Source organism: Streptomyces sp. NPDC059695 (genome assembly GCF_042733785.1).
Lineage (GTDB): Bacteria > Actinomycetota > Actinomycetes > Streptomycetales > Streptomycetaceae > Streptomyces.
Genome location: NZ_JBHWFF010000011.1, coordinates 174,924 through 198,147, shown reverse-complemented (window position 1 = coordinate 198,147; position 23,224 = coordinate 174,924). Strand labels below are relative to the sequence as shown.

At 73.8% G+C, this 23,224-nt stretch carries 23 protein-coding genes; 12 read left to right on the top strand and 11 right to left on the bottom strand.

The genetic code is table 11. From position 1 onward, the window contains the following. Positions 1–52: 52 nt before the first annotated feature. The gene (gene tpx, locus ACFV2S_RS16455; RefSeq protein WP_385558833.1) at positions 53–583 is read right to left on the bottom strand and encodes a thiol peroxidase; all 531 of its coding nucleotides are present in this window, start codon (positions 581–583) and stop codon (positions 53–55) included. A 495-nt stretch (positions 584–1,078) separates the two neighbouring features. Here tpx and ACFV2S_RS16450 point away from each other — a divergent pair, with 495 nt between their 5' ends. Beyond that, the gene (locus tag ACFV2S_RS16450; protein WP_385558830.1) at positions 1,079–2,341 is read left to right on the top strand and encodes an RICIN domain-containing protein; all 1,263 of its coding nucleotides are present in this window, start codon (positions 1,079–1,081) and stop codon (positions 2,339–2,341) included. A 25-nt stretch (positions 2,342–2,366) separates the two neighbouring features. Here ACFV2S_RS16450 and ACFV2S_RS16445 read toward each other — a convergent pair whose 3' ends face one another. After that, positions 2,367–3,134 (bottom strand): AraC family transcriptional regulator, encoded by a 768-nt coding sequence (locus ACFV2S_RS16445; RefSeq protein WP_385558827.1) that lies wholly within the window; start codon positions 3,132–3,134, stop codon positions 2,367–2,369. Between the two features lie 84 nt (positions 3,135–3,218). Between ACFV2S_RS16445 and ACFV2S_RS16440 the strand changes: the two genes are divergently transcribed. Next, positions 3,219–4,025, top strand: coding sequence for a TSUP family transporter (locus tag ACFV2S_RS16440; protein WP_385558824.1), 807 nt, complete (start codon positions 3,219–3,221; stop codon positions 4,023–4,025). On the opposite strand, the gene ACFV2S_RS16435 is transcribed toward ACFV2S_RS16440, so the two are convergent. Genes ACFV2S_RS16435 through ACFV2S_RS16420 form a run of 4 tightly spaced genes read right to left on the bottom strand, consistent with a single transcriptional unit; the run spans position 4,012 to position 9,440 of the window. Continuing rightward, positions 4,012–5,277, bottom strand: a complete 1,266-nt coding sequence (locus tag ACFV2S_RS16435; RefSeq protein WP_385558821.1) for an MFS transporter — start codon at positions 5,275–5,277, stop codon at positions 4,012–4,014. The genes ACFV2S_RS16440 and ACFV2S_RS16435 overlap by 14 nt on opposite strands. A 1-nt stretch (position 5,278) precedes the next feature. Further along, complete coding sequence (locus ACFV2S_RS16430; protein ID WP_385558818.1) at positions 5,279–6,985, bottom strand: condensation domain-containing protein; 1,707 nt, start codon at positions 6,983–6,985, stop codon at positions 5,279–5,281. After that, positions 6,982–8,298, bottom strand: a complete 1,317-nt coding sequence (locus tag ACFV2S_RS16425; protein WP_385558815.1) for a DUF6271 family protein — start codon at positions 8,296–8,298, stop codon at positions 6,982–6,984. Before ACFV2S_RS16425 ends, ACFV2S_RS16430 begins: the two co-directional genes overlap by 4 nt. Then, entirely contained in the window at positions 8,280–9,440 is a 1,161-nt protein-coding gene (locus ACFV2S_RS16420; RefSeq protein WP_385558812.1) for a phytanoyl-CoA dioxygenase family protein, read from the bottom strand. The genes ACFV2S_RS16425 and ACFV2S_RS16420 overlap by 19 nt, the downstream gene beginning before the upstream one ends. Before the next feature lie 294 nt (positions 9,441–9,734). Here ACFV2S_RS16420 and ACFV2S_RS16415 point away from each other — a divergent pair, with 294 nt between their 5' ends. The 3 genes from ACFV2S_RS16415 to ACFV2S_RS16405 are packed head-to-tail and all read left to right on the top strand — an operon-like array spanning position 9,735 to position 11,524. Further along, complete coding sequence (locus ACFV2S_RS16415) at positions 9,735–10,616, top strand: hypothetical protein (RefSeq protein ID WP_385558809.1); 882 nt, start codon at positions 9,735–9,737, stop codon at positions 10,614–10,616. A 43-nt stretch (positions 10,617–10,659) separates the two neighbouring features. After that, the gene (locus ACFV2S_RS16410; RefSeq protein WP_383787146.1) at positions 10,660–10,890 is read left to right on the top strand and encodes an acyl carrier protein; all 231 of its coding nucleotides are present in this window, start codon (positions 10,660–10,662) and stop codon (positions 10,888–10,890) included. Next, positions 10,877–11,524 carry a 4'-phosphopantetheinyl transferase family protein gene (locus ACFV2S_RS16405; protein ID WP_385558805.1) on the top strand — a complete coding sequence of 216 codons (648 nt, stop codon included), beginning with the start codon at positions 10,877–10,879 and terminating at the stop codon, positions 11,522–11,524. Before ACFV2S_RS16410 ends, ACFV2S_RS16405 begins: the two co-directional genes overlap by 14 nt. On the opposite strand, the gene ACFV2S_RS16400 is transcribed toward ACFV2S_RS16405, so the two are convergent. Then, positions 11,484–12,182, bottom strand: a complete 699-nt coding sequence (locus ACFV2S_RS16400; protein ID WP_385558801.1) for a hypothetical protein — start codon at positions 12,180–12,182, stop codon at positions 11,484–11,486. The two genes, ACFV2S_RS16405 and ACFV2S_RS16400, sit on opposite strands and share 41 nt — an antisense overlap. Before the next feature lie 136 nt (positions 12,183–12,318). On the opposite strand from ACFV2S_RS16400, the gene ACFV2S_RS16395 reads away from it, so the two are divergent. Together ACFV2S_RS16395 and ACFV2S_RS16390 are read left to right on the top strand one after the other, a co-directional pair. Beyond that, positions 12,319–13,371 carry an AI-2E family transporter gene (locus tag ACFV2S_RS16395; RefSeq protein WP_385558957.1) on the top strand — a complete coding sequence of 351 codons (1,053 nt, stop codon included), beginning with the start codon at positions 12,319–12,321 and terminating at the stop codon, positions 13,369–13,371. A gap of 107 nt (positions 13,372–13,478) precedes the next feature. Beyond that, a complete protein-coding gene (locus ACFV2S_RS16390) occupies positions 13,479–15,131 on the top strand; it encodes a glycosyl hydrolase family 8 (protein WP_385558798.1) in 1,653 nt (550 codons plus the stop codon). Here the strand turns inward: ACFV2S_RS16390 and ACFV2S_RS16385 are convergent. Beyond that, on the bottom strand, positions 15,108–16,838 hold the full coding sequence (locus ACFV2S_RS16385; RefSeq protein WP_385558795.1) for an FAD-dependent monooxygenase: 1,731 nt from the start codon (positions 16,836–16,838) through the stop codon (positions 15,108–15,110). The two genes, ACFV2S_RS16390 and ACFV2S_RS16385, sit on opposite strands and share 24 nt — an antisense overlap. A 121-nt stretch (positions 16,839–16,959) precedes the next feature. On the opposite strand from ACFV2S_RS16385, the gene ACFV2S_RS16380 reads away from it, so the two are divergent. From ACFV2S_RS16380 to ACFV2S_RS16360, 5 genes are all read left to right on the top strand, one after another. After that, positions 16,960–17,217: a hypothetical protein gene (locus tag ACFV2S_RS16380; protein WP_385558792.1), complete on the top strand. Its 258-nt coding sequence runs from the start codon at positions 16,960–16,962 to the stop codon at positions 17,215–17,217. After that, positions 17,214–17,888 (top strand): 4'-phosphopantetheinyl transferase, encoded by a 675-nt coding sequence (locus ACFV2S_RS16375; protein ID WP_385558788.1) that lies wholly within the window; start codon positions 17,214–17,216, stop codon positions 17,886–17,888. The genes ACFV2S_RS16380 and ACFV2S_RS16375 overlap by 4 nt, the downstream gene beginning before the upstream one ends. A 154-nt stretch (positions 17,889–18,042) precedes the next feature. Next, positions 18,043–18,402, top strand: a complete 360-nt coding sequence (locus ACFV2S_RS16370) for a hypothetical protein (protein ID WP_385558785.1) — start codon at positions 18,043–18,045, stop codon at positions 18,400–18,402. Positions 18,403–18,491: 89 nt separating this feature from the next. Then, the gene (locus ACFV2S_RS16365) at positions 18,492–19,169 is read left to right on the top strand and encodes a response regulator transcription factor (protein ID WP_385558779.1); all 678 of its coding nucleotides are present in this window, start codon (positions 18,492–18,494) and stop codon (positions 19,167–19,169) included. After that, complete coding sequence (locus ACFV2S_RS16360) at positions 19,166–20,620, top strand: sensor histidine kinase (protein ID WP_385558776.1); 1,455 nt, start codon at positions 19,166–19,168, stop codon at positions 20,618–20,620. Before ACFV2S_RS16365 ends, ACFV2S_RS16360 begins: the two co-directional genes overlap by 4 nt. Here ACFV2S_RS16360 and ACFV2S_RS16355 read toward each other — a convergent pair. The 3 genes from ACFV2S_RS16355 to ACFV2S_RS16345 all read right to left on the bottom strand — a co-directional run bounded on the left by ACFV2S_RS16355 (position 20,583) and on the right by ACFV2S_RS16345 (position 23,152). Then, a complete protein-coding gene (locus ACFV2S_RS16355) occupies positions 20,583–21,095 on the bottom strand; it encodes an SgcJ/EcaC family oxidoreductase (RefSeq protein ID WP_385558773.1) in 513 nt (170 codons plus the stop codon). The two genes, ACFV2S_RS16360 and ACFV2S_RS16355, sit on opposite strands and share 38 nt — an antisense overlap. 135 nt (positions 21,096–21,230) lie before the next feature. After that, positions 21,231–22,622, bottom strand: a complete 1,392-nt coding sequence (locus ACFV2S_RS16350; protein WP_385558770.1) for an MFS transporter — start codon at positions 22,620–22,622, stop codon at positions 21,231–21,233. Between the two features lie 131 nt (positions 22,623–22,753). Beyond that, positions 22,754–23,152: a hypothetical protein gene (locus tag ACFV2S_RS16345; protein ID WP_385558767.1), complete on the bottom strand. Its 399-nt coding sequence runs from the start codon at positions 23,150–23,152 to the stop codon at positions 22,754–22,756. Positions 23,153–23,224: the final 72 nt, after the last annotated feature.

Sequence of the window (23,224 nt, the reverse complement as noted above, 5' to 3'; positions counted from 1 at the left end):
CTCCACCGGTCCCGGTGGAGGGCTCCTCGGCTGTGTCCCGCCGCGGTGAGGACTACTTCAGGACGGCGAGCGCCTCGTCGTAGCCCGGCTCGTCGGCGATCTCGCCCACGAGCTGCGCGTGCAGCACCGTGTCGTTCTCGTCGAGGACGACGACGGCGCGGGCGGTCAGACCGGCCAGCGGGCCGTCCGCGATCTCCACGCCGTAGTTGGTGTGGAACTCGCGGCCGCGGAGCGTCGAGAGGTTCTTGACGTTCTCGAGGCCCTCGGCGCCGCAGAAGCGGGCCTGGGCGAAGGGCAGGTCGGCGGAGATGCAGAGGACGACCGTGTTGTCCAGCTGCCCGGCCTTCTCGTTGAAGGCGCGGACCGAGGAGGCGCACGTCGGCGTGTCGACGCTCGGGAAGATGTTGAGGACCTTGCGCTGACCGGCGAAGTCCTTGAGCGTCTTGTCCGCCAGCCCCTCGGCGACGAGCGTGAAGTCGGGGGCCTGGCTACCGGGGGTCGGCAGAGCGCCGTTGACCTGCACGGGGCTGCCCTTCAGCGTGACCTGGGCCATGGGGATCTCCTTCAGACGTATGAGTGTCAACGGGGGGAATCGTACGGAAGCCGGGCCCGCTCCCACGACACGGGCCGCCGCCGCCGTTTCTCCTCGATTCATGAACGTGAACGCGCGGCTCTCGCGCGTGGCCGACGAGAGCCCCGGTTCGGCCGTGTTTGAACTGAACCGGCGCTCCTGGCGGCACTGGCTCGGGCCTTCGGCTTCCCCTGTCGGCAACCCTCGTGCGTTCACATCCGTGGAGAAGGGGTAACTCCATGACTCGATGGTTCACCGTCCCTCCTGCCCCTCGCCGGGCTCCTGGCCGGCTCGGTCGCCGTCCCCGGGAGGCCGCCTCCACGCGCTCACTGGCCTCTTCACGGCCTGGGAGACCCTCGCCCACGCGGACAACACCCGCTGAACCGCGCGGAGTCGAAGGGGCGTCGCACCTCTTGACGCCCCCTTCCCTCACTCCTTAAATCATGGAGGCGGTGAAGTGTGCCGTCCCGCCGCGACCCCCCCCCACAGCCGACGGAAGAGACAGTCATGACCTCCTCCCGCTCACGCGTGCGCGCCCTGTCCACCGCCCTGGCGGCCCTCGCCCTCGCGCTCGCCGTCGCGGCGCCCGGTCCGGCCGCCGGACCCGCGGAAGCGCTCCGCCCCGCCGCCGCCACGGCCGCCGTCACCTTCTCCGACGACTTCGACGGAGCCGCGGGGGCCGCCGTGGACGGCACGCGCTGGCAGACCGAGACCGGCGACAACGTCAGCAACCACGAGCGCCAGTACTACACGGCCGGCACCGGCAACGCCGCGCTCGACGGACAGGGCCACCTGGTGATCACCGCCCGCAAGGAGAACCCGGGCAACTACTCCTGCTGGTACGGACGCTGCGAGTACACCTCCGCCCGGCTCAACACCGCCGGAAGGTTCACCACCCGCTACGGGCACGCCGAGGCCCGCATGAAGGTGCCGCGCGGCCAGGGCATGTGGCCCGCGTTCTGGATGCTCGGCGACGACATCGGCCAGGTCGGCTGGCCCAACTCCGGCGAGATCGACGTCATGGAGAACGTCGGCTTCGAACCCTCCACCGTCCACGGCACCCTGCACGGCCCCGGCTACTCCGGCTCCGGAGGCATCGGCGCCGGCTACACCCTGCCCGGCGGACAGGCCTTCGCCGACGCCTTCCACACCTTCGCCGTCGACTGGTCTCCCAACCGGATCACCTGGTCCGTGGACGGCACGGTCTACCAGACCCGCACGCCCGCCGACCTCGGCGGCCGGACCTGGGTCTTCGACAAGCCCTTCTTCCTCATCCTCAACCTCGCCGTCGGCGGCTACTGGCCCGGCGACCCGGACGGCTCCACCGCCTTCCCGAACCAGCTCGTCGTGGACCACGTCCGCGTCACGACCGCCGACGGCCCCGCCGGCGCGGGCCCCCTCACGGGCATCGGCGGCAAGTGCGCCGACGTGGCCGGCGCGAACCCCGCGAACGGCACCCCCGTCCAGCTCTACGACTGCAACGGCACCGCCGCCCAGCAGTGGACGCTGGCGGCCGACGGCACCGTCCGCGCGCTCGGCAAGTGCCTCGACGTCACCTCCGCGGGCACGGCCGACGGCACCCCCGTCCAGCTGTGGGACTGCAACGGCACGGGAGCCCAGCGCTGGACCGCCAACTCCGCGCGGGACATCGTGAACCCGGCGTCCGGCAAGTGCCTCGACGCCACCGGCAACAGCTCCGCCAACGGCACCCGGCTGCAGATCTGGAGCTGCTCCGGCGGCGCCAACCAGAAGTGGACCGTGACGCGCTGAGCGGCTGAGGGTCCGGCCGGGGCGTTCAGCCCCGGCCCGCGGCGAACCGTGACGGCGGCAGACCGAAGACGCGCGTGAAGGCCGCCGTGAACGCGGCCGGGGAGGCGTACCCCAGCCGTCCCGACACCGCGCTCACCGACGCGGTACGCAGCAAGGGCACGGCCGCCAGGAGTCGCGCGCGGGACCGCCAGACGGCGGGGCTCTCGCCCGTCTCCGCCCGGAAGCGCCGGGTGAACGCCCGCTCGCTCAGGGCGGTCCCGGCCGCCCAGTCCGTGTTCGTGACCGTGGCGTCCGGGGCCGCCAGGTACTCCCGGCACAGCGCCGCGAGGTCACCGGAGGCGGGGATGGCGACGTGGAAGGGGAGCGGGGAGCGCGCGGCGATCTCGTGGAGCAGCAGCGTCGCGATCGCCCCCTCACGCCCCGACAGGCTGTACTCGGGCTCGAACTCGACGGCGGCGAGCAGCAGTTCCCGCAGCAGTGGGGGCACGTCCACGACCGTGCAGCGCGCCGGCCACCACGGGACGGCGCCCGGCTCCACGTACAGGCTGCACGTGCTCACGCCCAGCATCCGGACCCGGTGCGGGATCGTGGCCGGGATCAGGACGGCCCGCTCCGGCGGGACCGTCCAGGTGCCGTCGGCGGTGTCCACGACCATCACGCCGGTCGCCCCGTAGAGGAACTGGGCGCGCCGGTGCCGGTGCCACTCCAGGACGTGCCCCTCGGGATAGTCGGTGCCGATCGGCAGGACGGCCCGGTCGAGAGGGTCGACGTCGTCCAGCGGGATGTTCCTCACGGGGCCACCGTACTGGCCGAGACGCGAAGGAATGCTGCCGACCATCGCATGCGGGAACCCGGGCCGGCCTGATGGTCTTGACCCATGGACGTGATGACGTTGACGGCGATCGGGCTCCTCACCGGAGCGACGACGGTGCTGTTCGGGTTCGGCGGCGGTTTCGTGGCCGTTCCGATTGTGGTGTGGGCGGACGCCGCCCTCGGCCCGGCGGCCCTTCCGGTGGCCACCGCCACCTCGGCCCTCGTGATGGTCGTGAGCGCCGCCTTCGCCACCGCCGTCACCCCACGGCCCGTGCTCCTCGCCCTGCGCGGCACCGGCGCCCTGCTGCCGCTCCTCGCGGCGGGCGCCTGCGCCGGGGCGTACGCGACCCGCTTCGCCCCGCCGGAGCCGGTCCGCTGGGCGTTCGTCGGGTACGTCGCCCTGACCGCCCTCGACCTGCTGCTCCGGCCCGGCTTCCTCCGCACGACCCGGCCTGGCACGGAGTCCTCGCCGCTCCCGAGGCCCCTGCCGGCCACCGCCGGGGCCCCGATCGGAGCGGTCGCCGCGTTCCTCGGCGTCGGCGGCAGCGTCATGACCGTCCCCGCCCTGCGTCGGGCCGGTCACCCCATGCGGGTGGCCACCGCGCTGGCCAACCCCCTCACCCTCGCCGTCGCCCTCCCGGCCGCCGTGGTCTCCCTCGCCGGCTCCGCGCCGCCCGCCGCCACGGCGGCCGGCACCGGGCTCGTCGGCCTGGTCGACCCGTACGCGGCGGGCGCCCTGCTCCTCGGAGCCCTGCCGGTCATCGCCGTACTGCGCCGCCGCCCGCCCCGCATCCCGGACCGCGTGCACGCGTGCGCGTACCTCGGGCTGCTCGGGGTGGTGGCCCTGGCGATGGCGCTCACCCCTGCCTGAGACGCCCCTCGGCCCCCTCCGGGGCCCGGCGCAGGGCGCGGACCGCGGGCACCGCGAGCATGACGGCGATCAGCACCAGGCCCATGACCGACGAGAAGAGCAGCACCCGGTCGGCGCCCACGCTCTCGGCGGCCGGCCCGGACAGCGCGCGGCCCAGCGGAATGACCATGATCGAACCGGCCACGTCGTAGGCGGAGACGCGGCTCAGCACGGCCAGCGGGATGTGCGACTGCACGCTCGTCGCCCACATGACGCCCCAGAACGCGAACCCGCAGCCGGCCACGACACCGGTGAGCGCCGTGATGGTGAACGACCACCCGAGGGCGGGCGCCAGGGGGTTGAGGGAGAAGAAGAACATCGCGCACGCGCCCGCGACGAGGGGGCGGCTCGGGCGGACCCGCATGCCGAGCAGTCCGCCGACGATCGTCCCGGCGCCGTCGGCCGAGGCGATCCAGCCGTACCCGCTCGCGCCGTGCTGCTCGGTCAGCAGCGCCGCGCCGAGCGGCAGCGCCGGACCGAAGACGAACAGGCCGTAGACCGCCCACACGGCGATGACGCCCCAGAGCCACGAGCGGGACCGGAACTCGTGCCATCCGGTGGCCAGGCGGCGCAGGATCGGCTCGTCGCTCTCGTCCCGGGCCGTTCCGAGCTTCCGCAGCGGGGCCAGGCCGAGCGCGCTGCACGCGTAGAAGGCCGCGATGACCACGAAGGACCCGGCGACGTCCCAGTACGCCACGAGCAGGCCGGACAGCCCCGGACCCAGCAGGGTGCAGATCGACTCGGAGATGCGCAGCAGCGCGTTGGCCCGCTGGATGTCCTCGGCCACCCGGGGCACCAGGCTCGCCAGACCCGGCTGGAACATGGCGGTCGCGGCGCCGCTGAGCGCGAGGAGCGCCATCATGTGCCACAGCCGCATGTCGCCGGCGGCGAGGAGCACCGCGAGCGCCAGCATGGCCACCATCCGCACCACGTCGGCTCCGACCATCATCACCTGAGGGGTGAAGCGGTCGGCGAGCACGCCGCCGAACAGCACCAGCAGGACGATCGGTGCCATCCAGGCGGCCAGCGCGTAGCCCACGCCCGCCGCCCCGTACCCCGCGCCGAGCACGGCGGTGGTCAGCGAGACCATCAGCATGCCGTCGGCGAGCAGCGAGGTGCTGCGGGCGGCGAAGAACAGCCGGAAGCGATGCGAACGCCACGGGCTCGGAAGGGAGTTCTTCTCCCGTTCCACGGTCACGTCATTCGTCGTCATGTCACCTGTGCCGGTCCCGGCCGGCCCCTTCCCTGAGAATCGGCTGCCGGAGCCACGCACCGGCCGGGTCCGCCTCCGCCGGCGCGTCCCGCACGATCACGTACCGGCGGGGTGCCAGCACTCCCGGACGGCCCGGGAGGGCCTCCATCAGCGCCGTGTGCGCCTCCTCCGGGGTGAGCGGGGAGTCGCCGCACGCGAGGAAGGCCGTGAGACCCTCCCCCTCCGACGTGCCCTCCACGACGTGCGCGGGTACGCCTCCCAGCGCCCCGCTCAGCACCTCCGCCACCTCGGCCGTCGACACCCACGAACCGTCCACCCGGATCCACCCGGTGCCGCGCTCGACCGGACGGACCCCCGTCACCCCGGTGAGCGCCGACAGCGGCACGTCCTCGGTCGCGGCCGCCTCCAGGAGCCGTACGAGACCCGTGAGGAAGCCCTCCGCCTCGTCCGGCGCGAACAGCGCGGGATCGACCCACATCCCGATCCGGAGCAGCGGCGCCGTCTCGTGGACGAAGGTCAGCACGCGGGTCGGCAGCACCTGCGCCGGCCCCCGGACCACGTCGAGTGCGGGCCCGTCCGCCGCGTCGGCGGGCCGCGGGCCCGGGACGGTGCTGACGTCGTTGAAGACGACGTCGCGGGCGAAGCGGCTGCCCCGCTCGTGGGTGACGGCGTCGATCATGTCCCAGAGGCGGACCGCGTCGAACTGGCTGTGCCGGTAGGCGTTGAGTGCCGCTCCCCACGCCTTGCGCAGCAGCGCGTCGAAGGACGGCACCCGCACGTCGAGGGAGAGCAGCGCGTCCTGGGACACGGTGTTCACCGAGCGGGCGAGCCGGGGCAGGAAGCGGTTGGAGGTCGGGACGGCGGCGACGCACGAGGACTGGCCCGTGCGGTGGGCGACGAGCGCGCACCAGGCCGTCAGCAGCACCGTGGAGGGCAGGCCGCCGGTGCGCTCCGCCACGCGGGCGAGCGCCCGCGCCCCGCGCTGCGAGCGGAGCGTCAGCTGTTCCGCCTCGACCTCGGCGCCCACGGCGCCCGGCTCCGCGAACATCGCCTGGGGGCCGGTGCGGATGATCCGCTCCCAGTGCCGCAGGGACGCCTCCGACCTCCGCAGCCCACCCGGCGTCGCCTCCTCGGCGGCCAGGTCGAGCGGGGTGAAGGCCGTGACGGCGGGGAGCGTCCGGCCGGCGAGCAGGGCGAGCCAGTCCTCCTCCAGGACGGAGAGGGCGCTGATGTCGGTCACGGCGTGGCTCGCCGCGAGGGCGACGAAGACGGGTGCCCCGGCCACGGCGACGAGCGAGATCCGGAGCCCGAAGTCCCGGTCGAGGCGGAAGCGCTCGACGCGGTTCCGGCGGGCGATCGCGTCGGCGTGGCGGCCGGCGTCGCGGGGGAGGGTCCCGTGGTCGAGGACCGTGACCGTGAACGAGCCCCCGGCCGCGACGACCTGCTCGCGCGGCGCTTCGCCCGGTGCGTGCGGGAAGGTCGTGCGCAGCGCCTCGTGCCGCACCACCAGGGCGCGCAGCGCGTCGATCGCGGACTCGGTCCGTGTTCCCCCGGGCACCGGCCACACGGCGTGGATGTTGATGTGCTCGGGCTCGTCCCGCAGCATGCAGCGGATCATGTTGGCCTGGCCCATCGTGACGGGGCCCCGGCGCTCCTCGCCGCCCGCGTAGCGCACGGTGACCGTGGACGGCCTCGGCTCCGCCGTCATGCGACGTCCTTCGAGGTCATCCCGTGGTCCGCGCCCGCGCGGACCACGTCCGCCCAGGCGTCGATCAGGACGGCGAACTCCGCCATGTCCTGGCGGACCTCGTCGATGAGCCGCTCCCGGTGGGCGGCGAGGAAGTCGGCCGCCTCGGCGTAGCGGCCGCCGAGCCTGCGGTAGGAGCGGTCGACGACGTCGAGGCGTTCGGCCTTCTCCAGGGGGTCGAGCCGGGTGCTCTCCCGGACCAGTCCGGCGACGACGGAGGCCCGGAGGCCGCCGCCGGTGTCGAGCAGCGAGGCGCCGGCCGCCGCCGTCCCGGCGTACACGGAGTGGAGGTGCGGGGCCGACAGCAGGAACTTCGCGAACCGCAGCTGGTAGGCGAGGAATCCCCGGTCCGAACGCCGCTCCCGGGTGTGGAAGTTGACGATGTGGCGGTTGTGCAGCACGCCGGGCAGCCGGGCGTCGTGGACCAGGTGGAGGAGGAAGTAGTCGCTGCCGATGGTGTCCGTGGCGGGCGGCAGCGGCACCCGGCCGTACACCTCGCGCGCCAGCGCGATGTTGCACATGTCGACGCGCGAGGGGCTGACGGTGGTCAGCGTCGTCAGGTCACCGGTGAACGCGGCGGTACCGGCGCCGCGGAACGCCTCGGCGATCAGGTTCGCGCGCCAGATCTCCGGATAGCCGTCGGGTACGGACAGGCCGATGACGTCGTCGTAGACGAGGGGGTCGAGCCGGTGGATCTCCGCCACGTCCACGGACATCTCGCCAACGAACGAGCCGCCGACCAGGGCCACCGGCCGGTGGGCGGACGCGGGGTCGAGCCGGCTGCGGGAGACGAGCCCCGCGACCTCGGCGGCCGGACGGCCGAGCGCCGCCAGCTCGTGGTGGAGCGGGAAGACGGGCTCGCCGTCCAGTCGCTGGTAGCGGCTGTCGGAGTCCCGGCGGTGCACGGAAGCGCAGCCGAGCGCCTCCGCGAACAGGAAGGCGCGGTTGGTGCAGGCGCCGTAGGAGACGCGGGACGGCAGCATGAGGTCCAGCAGGCGCTCCGGTTCGGCGGCGCCGGACCGGGCGAGCACCTCGCGCAGGAAGGCCCGCTGCGCGGGCTCGTCGAGGTGGTGGACGACCACGCCGGGCACCGGGGGCAGCGCGGCCACCGTGCGCCGGTGCTCGGCGAGGACCGGGGCCTCGGAGGAGTCCAGGACCAGGAGGTGGACCTCGGCGCCGAAGTGGCGGGCCCCGTGGGCGGCTTCCGCGGCCACGGCCCGGATCGTGTCGGGGCAGGCGCGGTGGGTGGGGAGGGTCAGACAGACACGGCGCACGCCGACTCCTCGTCCGCGCCCGGTGCCGTGTCCGTGTGCGGGCCCGCGCCCGCGGCGGCGTCCGCTCCCGTGTCCGCGCCCGGTCCCGCGGCGGCGTCCGTCTCCGGGGCGTGCCAGGAGCTGAGCCCGAGGAGCCGGCTGCCGAGCTCGTTCAGGGTGGCCGTGGGATAGCGCTTGGACTCGTGCAGGACGGGGTCGCCGACCAGGGTGCGGTTCCAGCGCGGGGTGCGCAGGTGCCGCCAGGACTCGACCCGGGACTTCCGCAGCTTCGCGTGCTCCTCCAGGGCCGGCATCATCGACAGGTACTGCACCGCCCGCACCTGGTCGGCCGAGGTGTTGCGGGCCACGCCGTGGGCGAGGAGGCCGTTCCAGATCAGCAGGTCGCCGGGGCGCAGATCGGGACGGACGACCGGGAACTCCGTGCGGTCCACGGCGGGCCGGATGGGGTCGCGTCCGGCCGGCTGGCCGAGCTTCCACTCCTCGAACCGCCGGAAGAGCTCGGGGCAGCACTGGAAGCCGCCGGACTCCGGGCGCGTGTCGTTGAGCGCGATGATCCCCTGCACCCGCTGCGGCGGCACGCCGAGCGTGGTGTCGATGTCCCAGTGCAGCTCGATGTCGAAGCCCCGGTCGGTGGGCTCGATCAGGGCGCGGTCGCGGTTGCGCACGTTGGGCGGGTTGAGGTTGAGGCGGTCCTGGGTGACCCACAGCTCCTCGCAGTCCCACACGTCCACGAAGGCGTCGTAGACCCGCTGGGCCTGGCGGCTGTCCCAGAGCAGCTGGTGGTGGTACGCCTCCACGAAGCCGTAGACGTGCAGCTGCTGGTCCAGTTCGGAGCGGAACGGCCGGTCCTCGTACCAGCTGTCCGGCCGCGCGGGGTCGAGACCCTGGAAGTCCCAGGTGAAGTCGAGCAGGCGCCGTGCGGCCTCGGCGGGGATCGCCTCGCGGACGACGACGTAGCCGTACGTCTGCCAGTGGGCGAAGTCCTCCTCGGACAGCACCCGCAGCGGCCGCGACTTCTCCAGCTCCCGGAGGGTGGTCTGGGCGAGGTACGACTCGCCGTCCGCGCTGAAGTACGGCCGGTCCGACGCCGCCCGGTGCAGACGGGGGCGGCGAGCGGGTCGGGTGGGAGCGGGTGTCGTCATGGGTCCCTCCAGAGGCGGTGGCCGGAGGTCAGGCGGCCACGTCGTTGAGAAGAATTGGTTTAGACCAGCTCTTCTGTCAAGTGCCCCCTCGATATGGGGAGTCAAGGGCCCCGATGGCCGGATTGCGCCCCTTTGGCGCGACAGCTTTGGTCTAGACAACCGTCGACGAGCTGGCTTAGGGTCCCCATGCGCAGTCCGGTCCCTGATGGAGCATCAGGCGGCTTCTCCGCCGTGCCGTGGTCGACGAGGACCCCACGCCCTGACTGTTCGCCCACGCCCAGAGGGAGCGTTTCCATGACCACACCCGGCACCACGATCACACCCGGCGCCACCGTCCTGCCGGACGGCGGCCTGAAGAGCCCCGGACCGGGCCTGATCACCCTCGACCCGGTCCACGCCGCCCTGCTCCACGGCCTGGACGCGCTCCTCACCGGCCTGGCCGCGCGGCTCTCCGCCCCCGAGGTGGTCGGCCCGCCGCTGCTCTCCGTGGAGAGCCTCGCGCGCCTCGACTTCTTCCGGAACTTCCCCCATCTCGGCGTCTCCGCCGGACGGTTCGCACCCGACGCCCTCGACGGACTCGCCGCCGGGGAGACGCCGGGCGAACTGCCGCTGCGGCCGACCGGCTACCTCCTGCCGTCCGCCACCTGCTACGGCCTGCTGCTCTCCCTGGAGGGCCGGGACGTCGGCGAGGGCGGACTGCGCCTCTCGGCGGCCGGCCGCTGCTTCCGCAACGAGACCCACTACGACGGGCTGCGCCGTCTGTGGGGCTTCCACATGCGTGAGGTCCTCTACCTCGGTACGAAGCAGGGCGCGCTCGACCACCTGGAGCAGGGCGCCGCGTTCGTCCAGGAGCTGGCCGGACGCCTCGGCCTCGACCTGTCCCGGGCCGTGGCCGACGACCCCTTCTACGACAAGGGCGGCTCCCGGGCCCGCCTGATGGCACTCGACCCCGTCAAGCACGAGTTCAGCGCCCCCGACGGCACGGCCATCGCCTCCGTCAACCGGCACCGGAACTTCTTCGGCGAGCGCCTCGGCATCCGCGCCGGCTCCGAAGGCCCCGCGTACAGCGCGTGCGTCGCCTTCGGCGTCGAGCGCTGGGTGCACGCGATGATCCTCGCCCACGGCACCCCCGAGCAGGCCCTCGACCGGCTCCGCGACACCCTCACCCAGGCCTGACCCGTACCACCGCACCCGACCCGGCAAGGAGCGTCACCACCCCATGGATCCCATCGCCGCGTGGCTCCACGAGAAGAACCCCGGTCTCGACGGGCCGATCGACGCCGACGAGGACCTCATCGAGGCCCGGCTCATCGACTCCATGGACTTCCTGGAGTTCATCGATCTCCTGGAGGAGCTCTCCGGCAGCTCCATCGACCTCCAGGAGGTCACGATCGACGACTTCCGCACCATCGGCCGCGTCCAGGAGCGCTTCCTGAGTGCCGCCGCGTGATCCCGCACCGCCGGTGACGGCGGCCCTGGCCGCCGTGGCGACCACCGGCGAGGTCCTGGACCACCCCGCCCTCCACGAGGGCCTGCTCGCGCCCTGGGAACGGCGGCGGCTCGACCGGATCCGCGTGCCGGGCCGCCGCGACGACGTGGCGGCGGCCCGCCTCCTCCTGCGGCTCTGCGTCTCCCGGTTCACCGGACTCCCGCCGGAGGACTCCGGGCCGGAGCAGTTCTGCGACGACTGCCGGCGGCACGGGCACGGCCGCCCCTACCTGAGCCGCCGGCCCGGCCTCGGCGTCAGCCTCAGCCACGCCGACGGCCTCGCGGCGGCGGCCGTCGGTCCCGGCCCCCTCGGCGTCGACGTGGAGCCCGCCACGCGCCGACCCGGCCCCCTCCCCGTACTGCGCCGGCTCCTGCCCGGGGCCGAGCTGCGGGAGGCGGCGGCCGGGCCGGACCCGGACGCGGCGCTGCTCCGCCTCTGGGTGCGCGCCGAGGCCCGGTTCAAGGCGGGCGGCCGGCCGGGGCTGCGGCTCCTGGCGTGCACCGACCCCGCCCGCCCCGCCGCCGCCGCGGCCGCGCCCCCCGGACCCGTCACCGTCATCGCATGCGGGGACCCAGCGTCCGTACCACCTCGGTGAGGACCTTCTCGCTCCAGTTCCGCTTCGACGCCGGGTACTCCCCGACGCCGTCCGCGGTGGACAGGCCGCTCACCTCGAACTGGTAGGGGCCCTGGTGGCAGGTGGGTCCGTCGGCGACGTCCGGCAGGAAGCAGCCGTCGGTGCCGAGCGAGGTGCCCAGGTCCCGGAACTCCTTCTTGTACGTGCCCTCGCCCGCCCGCTTGCGCGCGTCCTGGAGGTCCTCGGCGTAGTTCCGCTCGACGAGTGCCGCGTCGGCGATGGCCGTGAAGGTGACCTTGACGCTGCTGTTGTGCTCGCTCTCGTACGCGGACGGCAGCCCGAACCTGAACTCGCAGCCGCCCGCCGGGACGTCGCCGGTGGTCCCGGGCGCGGACTCGGACAGGGGATCGAAGTTGATGATCGTGACCTTCACCGGGTCCCGTTCGAAACCGGTCGCCTGCGGGAGTATCGCCCGGATCTCGTCGTCGCTCAGCACCTCGCAGGCGTTCGGCCACTGATCGAGCGTCAGCGAGCCGTGCGCGGCGGGCCGTGCCGCCAGCTTCGGGCCCGAGGGCTTCGCCGCGCCGAACTCCAGCGGCGGAGGCGCGCTGTCGCAGCCCGCGAGCGCGAGCGGGGCGGCCACGGCAAGGGCGAGGTACCACCGGTTCAGTCTGGACACGTCACGTTCCCCCGAAAGTGAAGACGCCGGAATCGGGTCCATTCTGCACACCGGACGGCCGAATGACGGTCCCGGGTCGGGCGAATACCGGCCCTCGGGCGTGGCCCGGCCGGTCCGCGGTGGTACGTCGATGGCCATGCAGCCAGCCACGCCCCCGACGGTCAGCCCCTTCCTCCGTACGGCCGCCGCCTACGCCTGGCGACTGCTCGCCGTCGGCCTCCTCGTCTACAGCCTGTTCGCGGTGCTCGGCCGCTTCCACGAGATCGGCGTCGCCCTCTTCCTCGGCCTGGTGATCACCGCACTGCTGCGGCCCGTGGCCGACCTGGTCGCCCGCCGGCTGCCCCGCGGCCCGGCCGTCGCCGTCACCCTGCTCGGCGGCATCGTCCTCGTCCTCGGGGTGCTCACGCTGGTCGGCGAGGCGGTCGCGGGGCAGCGGACCACGCTCGTGCACGAGTTCCGGGACGGCGTCGGGCGGATCGAGCGCTGGCTCCAGCGGCCGCCGTTCCGCCTCGCCCCGGACGCGCTCTCCGGCCTGCAGTCCAAGGTCGGCGACTACCTCTCCAGCCACCGGTCGGACCTCCTCAGCACGGCGGTGAGCGGAGCCGGCCAGGTCGTCGCCGTCCTCGCCGGGCTGGCCCTCGCCCTGTTCTCGGCGGTCTTCTTCATCCACTCCGGCGACCGGCACTGGGCGTGGTTCCAGGAGCAGCTGCCGCGGTCGGTGCGCGGCCGGGTGGGCATCGGCGGACGCGCGGCCTGGAGCACCTTCACCGGCTACACGCACGGCATCGTCCTGGTGGCCGCGGTGAACGCGGTGCTCGTCGGCATCGCCCTCTGGGCCCTCGGCGTCCCGCTCGCCGTGCCGCTCGCCCTGCTCGAGTTCGTCGCCGCCTTCATCCCGCTGATCGGCTCGCCGATCGCCCTCGCGGTCGCCGCCGTCGTGGCGCTCGCCTCACAGGGGCCGCTGGTGGCGGGCATCGTCGTCGCCCTGATCGTGGTCATCGGCCAGATCGAGGGGCACCTGCTGCACCCGCTCGTCATGAGCTGGGCGGTGCGGCTGCACCCGCTGGTGGTGGCCGTCTCGGTGATCGCGGGCTCGATCGCCGCGGGCGTCGTGGGCGCGGTGGTGGCGGTGCCGCTGGTCTCGGTCGTCTGGTCGGTCCACACGGCGCTGCGGGCGGCGAGGACCTGACGCCCCCGTGCGCGGGGTCTTGCGCCGGGCGGGCGGCCTCTCTACTCTCCCGGCCAATGGTTAGGAATATTTCCTAACCATTGGCCCTGGAGGGAAAGGGAGTTGACATGCGTCGACGAAGCGTCACGCTTCTCGGAATCGCGGGTCTGCTGGCGGTGCCCCTGACGGTCCTGCCGCAGGCGCAGGCCGCCGACGGCCTGGTGTCCGGAGGGAAACAGGTGACGGCCTCGTCCGTCGAGACCTCGGCCTTCGGGGCGGGACTCGCGGTGGACGGCAGCGCCGCCACCCGCTGGGCGAGCGCCGAGGGAGTGGATCCGCAGTGGATACGGATCGACCTCGGCACCCGCCACACGATCTCCCGCGTGAAGCTCGACTGGGAGGACGCGTACGGCAAGGCCTACCGCATTCAGACCTCCGACGACGGGTCGACCTGGACCGACGTCTACTCCACCACCGCCGGTGACGGGGCCACCGACGACCTCACGGTCTCCGGCAGCGGACGGTACGTCAGGATGTACGGCACCGGCCGCGGCACGGCGTACGGCTACTCCCTCTGGGAGTTCCAGGTGTACGGCGCGCCCGGAGGCACCGGCGGCGGAGGCGGCACCGGGCCGGCCGTCCCCTTCGGCAGCCACCTCAGGCCGTACGCCGCCGGGACCCTGAAGCCCACCGGCACGCAGTCCGCCCTCGACCAGAAGGTCGTCGACTACTACAACAAGTGGAAGACCGCCTTCGTCCGGCAGAACTGCGGCAACGGCTGGTACCAGGTCATCTCGCCCGACGCCGACCACCCGTACGTCGCCGAGGCGCAGGGGTACGGCATGGTCGTCACCGCGACCATGGCGGGCGCCGACCCGGACGCCAAGAAGATCTTCGACGGTCTCGTCAAGTGGAAGATCGACCACCCGTCCTCGGTCAACCCGAACCTCCTCGCCGCCGAACAGGACACCGCCTGCAAGAGCGTCAACGGCGGGGACGGCGCCACGGACGGCGACATGGACGTGGCCTACGGACTGCTCCTCGCCGACAAGCAGTGGGGCAGCACCGGCACGTACAACTACAAGGACCTCGCGCTCAAGCACATCGCCGCCATCAAGAAGGACGAGGTCAACCCGACGACCAAGCTCCTGAAGCTGGGCGACTGGAGCGGCTCGGGCGACCAGTACTACTACATCACCCGCACCTCGGACTGGATGGTCGACCACTTCCGCGCCTTCCGCGCGGCCTCCGGCGACACCACCTGGGACTCCGTGCGCAGCGCGCACCAGACCCAGATCTCCCGCCTCCAGTCCACGTACGCCTCCGGCACCGGACTCCTGCCCGACTTCGTCGTCGACACCAACACCACGCCCAAGCCCGCCCCGGGGCAGGTCCTGGAGGACCCCAACGACGGCGCCTACTGGTGGAACGCCTGCCGTACGCCGTGGCGCATCGGCGACGACGCCGTGACCAGCGGCGACGCCGGCTCCCTCGCCGCCGCCCGGAAGCTCAACGGCTGGATCAAGACCAAGACCGGCGGCGACCCGAACAAGATCGCCGTCGGCTACAAGCTCAACGGCACCCAGATCTCCTCGGGCAGCGAGGCCGCCTTCTTCGCCCCGTTCGCGGTCGCGGCCATGACCGACCCGGGCAGCCAGGCCTGGCTCGACGCCCTGTGGAACAAGATGGTGGCCACCCCGGTCGACACCAGCAGCTACTTCTCGGCCAGCATCCAGCTCCAGGTCATGATCACGGCCTCAGGGAACCACTGGGTCCCCTAGCCGGCCGTCCCGCCGCACGGACAGGGCCCTGAGACAGCCGCTCAGGGCGGCGGCGGTACCCGCCAGCGGGAAACGGGCGCCCAGCTGCCCGTCGGGACGCACGAGGAAACCGGTGGCGCCGTCGGGGAGGTACAGCCGTGCGAACTCCCCGGCGGCGTCGCGGTACACGGGCAGGGACGGATCCACGCGCCCGTCGGCTCCGTCGGCCCCACCCGGGGTGCCGGTTCCGGCGGGCCGGTCGGTGCCGCCCGTCCCGGCCGCGAGGACCGCCACGGCCGGGAGACCGGCGACCTCCCGCGCCGCCGCGGCGGCTCCCGCCAGCTCACGCCCGTCCGAGCCGTACAGCAGCACCACGTGCCCCGGGCGCCCCCGCAGCACGTCGAGGAGCCGCAGCGGGAACGCGGCCACCGGAGTGGTCAGACCCGCGCAGTCCGGGGCGCGGTCGCCCGGCTGGGGAGCGCCCTCCGGGCCGTACGGGGCACCGGAGAGCGGACCGCCCCGGTAGCCGACGAGCAGCTGCGCCTCGCGCAGGAGCAGCGTCCGGCGGTCCTCGGGGTCGGCCTCGATGCCCCGCACGGCGTGCCGCACGGTCCGTCCGACCACCTCCTCACCGACCGGACGGCGCTCCGCGTCGTACGTGGCGAGCAGCTCGGGACCCGCCCCGCCGCGCACCACGAGGGCGAGCTTCCAGGCCAGGTTGCAGGCGTCCTGCACACCCGTGTTCATCCCCTGGGCGCCCGTCGGCGGATGGATGTGGGCCGCGTCGCCCGCCACGAAGACCCGGCCCCGGCCGTACCGGTCGACGATGCGGTGGCTGATGCGGAACACCGACGACCAGCGCAGCCCCGACAGGCGGGCCGGGCGCGGCGCGAGCCGGTCGACGACGGCCTGGAGGTCGGCGAGACCGGGGCCCCCGCCGCCCTGGAGACCGTGCGCCACACCGTCCGGCGCTCCCGTGCCGGGGGCCGTGCCGGCGTCCGGGGAGCCGGCGAGCCCCGGCGGGAGCTTCATCGACATCCGGTAGCGCCCCTCGCCCGGCAGCGGGATGCACACCAGCACGTCGGTCGAACCGTCGGCGGCCCTCCGGCTGGAGCGGATGCCGTACTCATGGGGCAGGTCCCAGTCGGCGACCACGTCGCCGAGCATGTACGCCTCCTGGAACGCCCCGCCCTCGTAGGACAGGCCCAGGGTCTTGCGGACCACGCTGTGCGCGCCGTCGCAGCCGATCAGGTACGGAACCCGCAGCTCCTCGTCGGCACCGGACGCCGTGCGCAGCCGCGCGGTGACCCCGTCCCGGTCCTGGGTGAAGGACACCAGCTCGGTGCCGCGCTCGATCACCGTCCCCAGCCGGGCCACGTACTCCTCCAGGAGCCGCTCCGTCTCGTACTGCGGAAGCGCGGCGAACCCGTACGGCACCTCGGGCGGCAGGGTGAGCTCGATGCGGCCCGACTCGCGCCCCTCGTCGTAGGTCATCTGCCCGCGCAGCGGCACGGCGGCCTCCAGGACGGCCCTGATCAGGCCCATCCGGTCCCACAGCTCCAGGGTGCGCGGCTGGATGCCGACCGCCTTGGCGTACAGGAGCCGGGCGGGAAGCCGGTCGACGAGACGGCAGTGCACACCGTGCCGGCGCAGCTCGGCGGCGGCGCTCAGGCCGACCGGGCCCGCGCCCACGATCAGGACGTCGGTGGTGGTGCGGTGGTGCGCCACGGGTGCCTCCAGCACTGGCTCGCCCCCGACGGGTCCCGTAGGCCATCGTCACCCGCCGCCGCCGGGTCGGCGAGCGGGGCCGACCGGGGGAGTGGCGGTCACGGCCGGTACTGTCGCGGACATGCTCGAACCGATCACTCCCACCGTGCGGCCGCACCGCTCCCGGTGGGAGGCGAACGCCGAACGGCCCGTCGGCGCACGGCCACCGACGGCCCCCCGGCTGCCGGTCATGAGCCGCCCCGGTGGGCTGGACACCCGTGAACTCCGCGCGTGGGGACGGGCGCAGGGCATCGAGGTACCGGATCGCGGGAGACTGCCCGGCGAGCTCCTGCGCGCCTGGGAGCGGGCCACCGAAGAGGCCGGGAGGAGCGCCGGATGATCGCGGACCTGCTGCCGGCCCCCGTCGCCTCCGCCTGGCGCCGCGACGACACGGAGCCCGTCGCCCTCTACCCCGAGGAGGCCGCCGCCGTCGCCCGCGCCGTCCCCAGACGGCAGCGCGAGTTCGCCACCGTACGGCTCTGCGCCCGGCTCGCGCTGCGCCGCCTCGGCCTGCCGCAGGCCCCCCTCGCGCCGGGCGTCCGCGGCGCGCCCCGCTGGCCGCACGGCGTGGCGGGCAGCATGACGCACTGCGCGGGCTACCGGGCCGCCGCGCTGGCCAGGACCACGGACGTCCTGTCGCTCGGCATCGACGCGGAACCCGCCGAACCCCTTCCCGAGGGGGTCCTGGACGGCGTGTCGCTGCCCGGCGAGCGCGGCCACCTGGACGAGCTGGCCGCCCGCCTCCCGGGGGTCCCCTGGGACCGGCTGCTCTTCAGCGCCAAGGAGAGCGTCTTCAAGACCTGGTACCCGCTGACCGGGCGAGAGCTCGGCTTCGACGAGGCGTCCCTGGTGTTCGAACCGGCCCCGGACCCGCGCGGCCACACCGGCACGTTCACCGCCCGGCTGCTCGTCCCCGGCCCGGTGACCGGCGGCGTCCGGCGCGACCGCTTCACCGGCCGCTGGCTCGTGCGCGAGGGACTGGTGCTCACGGCCATCGTCCTGACCCGGTAGCCGTACGGCGGTGGGGACGGACAGGCGGTGCGGACGGACGGACGGGCGGGCGGGCGGTGCCGACGCGGCGGTGCGGGCGGACGCGGGCCGTGCGGACGCCCGCAAGGCGCGGGTGCGCGGAACCGGGCGGCGCCTCCCGGCGTCCGTCCCGGGCATGAGCGAGAACCCGTCACAGGAATCGCGGGACCGGGCGGAGAGCGCCGTCGGCTGCCTGCTCGCCGTCATCGGGGTCGCGGTCGCGGGCGCCTTCGCGCTGCCCCGGGCCGCGTACAGCATCGACGGCGGCTTCGAGGCGCACGCCCGCGACTGGGGCGTGATCCTCGTCGACGTGCCGCTCATCCTCTTCGCCGGTCTCGTCGTCCCTCCGCTGACCTGGGCGGCCGCCGTCCGGCGGTTCCGGCCCTGGGTGGCGGCGCTCGTGTGCGTCGCCGTCGCGGGACTCGCGCTCTGGGGTCTCGCGGCCTGGTGGCATCCGCGCCAGGGCCCGGACCCGGGCTACGGGCCCGGCATCTGACGACCACTTCGACCGGGTGAGCCCCGACCGACCCCGGGCCCGCTCTCCGGTGGTGAACGGGCGTACGGAACCCGAACTAGGGTTGCCCCGTGCGTGTACTCCTGGTGGAAGACGACGAGCCGGTCGCGGAGTCCCTGCGACGCGGGCTGCTGCGCTACGGGTTCGAGGTGGAGTGGGTCACCACGGGGGCGGCGGGACTCGCCGTCACCACCCCGTACGACCTCGTCCTGCTCGATCTCGGCCTCCCCGACACCGACGGGCTCGACGTCTGCCGGGCGCTCCGCCGGCGCGGCGACGTGCCGATCATCGTGATCAGCGCCCGCAGCGACGAGACCGACCGGGTCGTCGGCCTGGAGATCGGCGCGGACGACTACGTCTCCAAGCCCTTCGGGGTGCGCGAGGTCATTGCTTGGATCAGGGCCGTGATGCGCAGGGTGCGGCCGGCGGAGCAGCCCGCCGGACCCCAGCGGTACGGCGCCCGGCTGAGCGTCGACCGCAAGGCCGCGCGGGTGTGGCTGGACGAGGCCGAAGTGGCGCTCACGCCCAAGGAGTACGACCTGCTCGCGTTCCTCACGGAGGAGCCGGGCGCGCTGATGTCCCGCGAGCAGATCATGGAAGCCGTCTGGGACGCCAACTGGTTCGGGCCGACCAAGACGCTCGACGTCCACGTGGCGGCGCTGCGGCGCAAGCTGGCCGGAGCGGTCACCGTCGAGGCGGTGCGCGGCGTGGGCTTCCGCCTGGTCGTGGAGTCCCGGGACCACCCGTGATCAGGCGCCTCATCCTCAGCTACGTCGCCCTGGTCGCGGTGGCGCTCGCCGCCTTCACCGTGCCCGTCGCGTTCACCCTCACCGCCCAACTGCGCGGCGACACCGAGGAGTCCGTACGCCGCGAGGCCACCACCATGGCGCTGCTGCTCGGGGACGGCGACGCGCCCGCCCGGCAGGCGCTGGCCCGGATGGCCCGGGCCTACGCGGACGAGACGCCCGGGACCGTGGAGGGGGTGGCCGCCGACGGCCGCGGCGAGCTGGAGCCGCTGTCCCCGCCCGCGCGCCCCGGCGATCCGGCGTTCGACGAGGCGCTGCGCCACGGCAGGACCACCGTCGACTGGGGGTCCCGGCTCGTCTGGGGACCGGAACTGGTCGTCACCGTGCCCGTGTTCGCCCGGCAGGACACGGCGGTGGGGGAGCGGGGCGCCGCGGCGGAACGGATCGTCGGCGCCGTGCGCGTCCGGTACGCGACCGCCGACCTGACCGACCGGCTGTGGCGGATCTGGGGCTTCCGCGCGATCCTCGCGGTCGGTGTCCTCGCGGTCGCCGCCGGTCTCGGCGCGATCGTCGCCCGGCTGCTGACCAAGCCGCTGCGCCAGCTCAACGACATGGCCAGCCGGTTCGGCGACGGCGACCTGACCGCCCGCTCGCCCGTCACCGGGCCGCAGGAGACGCAGACCCTGGCCCGCACGCTCAATCAGGGCGCCGAACGCCTCGACACCCTCGTCGCCTCCCAGCGCATCTTCGTCGCGGACGCCTCCCACCAGCTGCGGACCCCGCTGACCGCGCTGCGCCTCTCCCTCGACAACATCGCGGACGGCGTCGACGACGAGTTCGTCCGCGAGGACGTCGACCAGGCCACCGCCGAGGTCGTACGGATGAGCCGGCTGGTCAGCGGTCTGCTCGTGCTCGCCCGTGCCGAGGCCAAGGTGTCCGCGCCCGAACCGCTGGCGCTGCGCGAGCTGGTGGAGGAGCGGCTGAAGGTCTGGCGCCCGGCCGCCGACGAACGCGGCGTGACCATCGTGCTCACCGGCGAGGCCGACGACCTGCCGCGGGTGCTCGCCGGACCGGGCAATCTCGACCAGGTCCTCGACAACGTGCTCTCCAACGCCCTGGAGGTCTCCCCGGACCGGGGGACGATCACCGTACGGATGGAGACGGGCGGCCCGGAGGAGGTGGTCCTCGAGGTCCTCGACCAGGGCCCCGGCATGTCCGCCGCCGAACAGGCCCGGGCCTTCGACCGGTTCTGGCGCGGTCAGGGGCTGACCGGGCGCTCGGGCTCCGGCCTGGGGCTCGCCATCGTCAGGCAGCTGGTCACCGACGACGGCGGCGGAGTGGCCCTGCGGGACGCGCCCGGCGGCGGACTGTGCGTCAGGATCCTGCTGAGGACCGGGGCCGAAGGGCCCCGGTGGATCAGCCCTCGGCCGGGAGCACCGAGGAGTGGTGGTTGACGATCAGCCACCTGCCGTCCCGCTTCTCGTACACGTAGGTGTAGCGCGCCTCGACCGGCTGGGTGACGCCGGTCTTCGGGTCGGTCAGGTGGAAGCGGTACAGGCCGGCGTCGATCGCCGAGTCGGAGTCGAGGACCTCGATCTCCGTACGGATCTTCTCGCCCCGCGGCTTCTTCCGCAGGAAGTGCGCGAAGTAGTCGGCTATCTCCGCGTGGTCCGTGCGGATCCGCGGCGAGGCCGTCGGCAGCAGGACGGCGTCCTCGGCGTACAGGCGGGTGACCCGCTCCGGGTCGCCGGAGCGCAGGGCCGCGTTCCAGCGGTCGAAGAGACCGGCGATCTCCCGCTCGGTCGTCTTCGCCCGCCGGTCGTGCTTCTCGTCGGCCTGCGCCACACCGACCCCGGCGACGAGGGTGCCGAGGGCGGCCGCGGCGAGACCGCCGGCGAGGACGGCCCGGGTACGGGGCTTGCGCTTCATCAGAGGCTCCTGGATCGAGTGAACGGGCCCCGAACACCGCTGCGTTCGGGTGCTGCCACTCTCGCCGCGCGCCGTACAGCCCCCGTACAGCGGACGTACAGCGGGCGTGCAGCGCGCGACCAAGACTCGCCGGGCTCAGCGGCGGGACGCCGCCGTGCGGGCCACGACGAGCAGGAAGAGCCCGCACGCCGCCACGACCAGCCAGCCCGGACGGGTCGCCGCCGCGAGACCGGCCGGGGCCGCGCCCGAGACCAGTCCGCCCGCGACGGCGATGCCGACCGCCACGCCGACCTGGCGCGAGGTGGACGTGATCGCCCCCGCCACCCCGGCCCGGGACGGCGGCAGACCGGCGACCGCGGTGTTCGTCAGGGGAGCGTTGGCGAAGCCGAACCCGATCCCGGCCAGGAGGAAGGCGAGCAGGATCAGCGGCAGGCCCGTGTCCCCGTCCAGGCCCACCAGGCTCAGGCCGCCCGCCGCCGTGAACCCGCCCGCGAGGAGCAGCGGACGCCGGGGTCCGACGCGGCCCACCAGGACGCCGGACCACGGCGCGCACAGCGTGGCCCCGAGGGCCATCGGCAGCGTGGCCGCGCCGCTCGCGAGCGGGGTCCAGCCACGGGCCTGCTGGAGGTAGAGGGTGCTGAGCAGCAGGGTCACGTTGAGGGCGACGAAGACCGCCGTGGCGCCGAGCACCGCCATGACGAACGGCGGCCGGCGGAACAGGCCGAGGTCCATCAGGGGCTCGTCGCGCCGGAGTTCGACCCGGACGAAGCCGGCCGCGGCCGCCGCCGTCAGCACGTATCCGGCGAGGGCCGCGGGCGACGTCCAGCCGATGCGGGGGCCCTCGATGAGCAGGCCGACGGTCAGGAGGAGCGCCGCCGTGAGCAGCACCTGACCCGGCAGGTCGAGACGCCGGGCCCGCTCCCCTCGGGACTCCGGCACGAACACCGCGACCAGGACGAGGGCGAGGACCACCACCGGCACGTTGATCCAGAACACCGCACGCCAGCCGAACGCGGCGATGAGCGCCCCGCCGGTGACCGGGCCCGCCGCCATGCTCAGCCCGAACACCGAGGCCCAGACGCCGATCGCGCGGGCCCGTTCCCGGGGGTCGGGCATCGCGTTCACCACGATCGCCAGGGCCACCGGACTCAGCATCGAGGCCCCGATCCCCTGCACGGCCCGGGCGGCCACGAGGACGCCGGGCGACGGCGCGAAGGCGCACGCGAGGGAGGCCAGACCGAAGACGACCAGCCCGTACCGGAAGACCCGGCGGCGGCCGAGCCGGTCGGCGAGGGCGCCGGCCACCATGAGCAGACTGGCCATGGCCACGGTGTAGGCGTCGACGACCCATTCGAGGCCTCGGGTGCCCACGTCGAGGCCCCGCCCGATCTCGGGCAGCCCGACGTTGACGATGGTGGCGTCGACACCGACCAGGAACATGCTGAGCGCGCAGACCGCGAGCACCGTCCAGCGACGGCGCGCGCTCAGCGGGGCGGGCGGTGGGGCCGCCTGGGACGTCGTGAGCACGTGAGTTCCCCCTTCGACGAGTGCGGACGGTGTCCAGACTCGGACCGAAGGAGGAGGACTGGCAAAGAACGTTGCGGAAACCGCAAAGCAGTGCTGCGGGAGAGGAAGGTCAGAGGAAGGTCAGAGGAAGGTCAGAGGGAGACGAACAGGTCCCCGGGGGCGTCGTCCAGCGCGAAGCCGTTGTCGAAGCGCACGCGGACGGTCAGGCGCAGCTTCCGTTCCCGGTACGCGGTCCACTCGGGCTCGAGCGCGGCGACCTGCTCCTCCAGCTGCCGCCTGCTGCCCGGGGGCATCTGGTGGCCGAAGTCGTCGAGCAGCGACTTGAGCCGCTCGTACTCGCGGACCTCGTGGCTCTGCGGCCGGTCCTCGTCCACCCGCTCGACCGTGCCCTCGACTCCGGCCGCCAGGACCAGGAAGCCCGCTCCCGGGCCCGTCCCGGCCTCACCGGGCGGTTCGTCGGCCGGAACCACCTGTCCCGCCAGCCGGAGATCGGCTGTCAGCTTCACCCGCAGGCCCACTGTCGGTGTCATCGGTCCTTCGTCTCCAGGTGTAGGGGTCGGCCGTCATTATCCGACGTCCGGCGGCCGGGGCCGGAGGCCGTC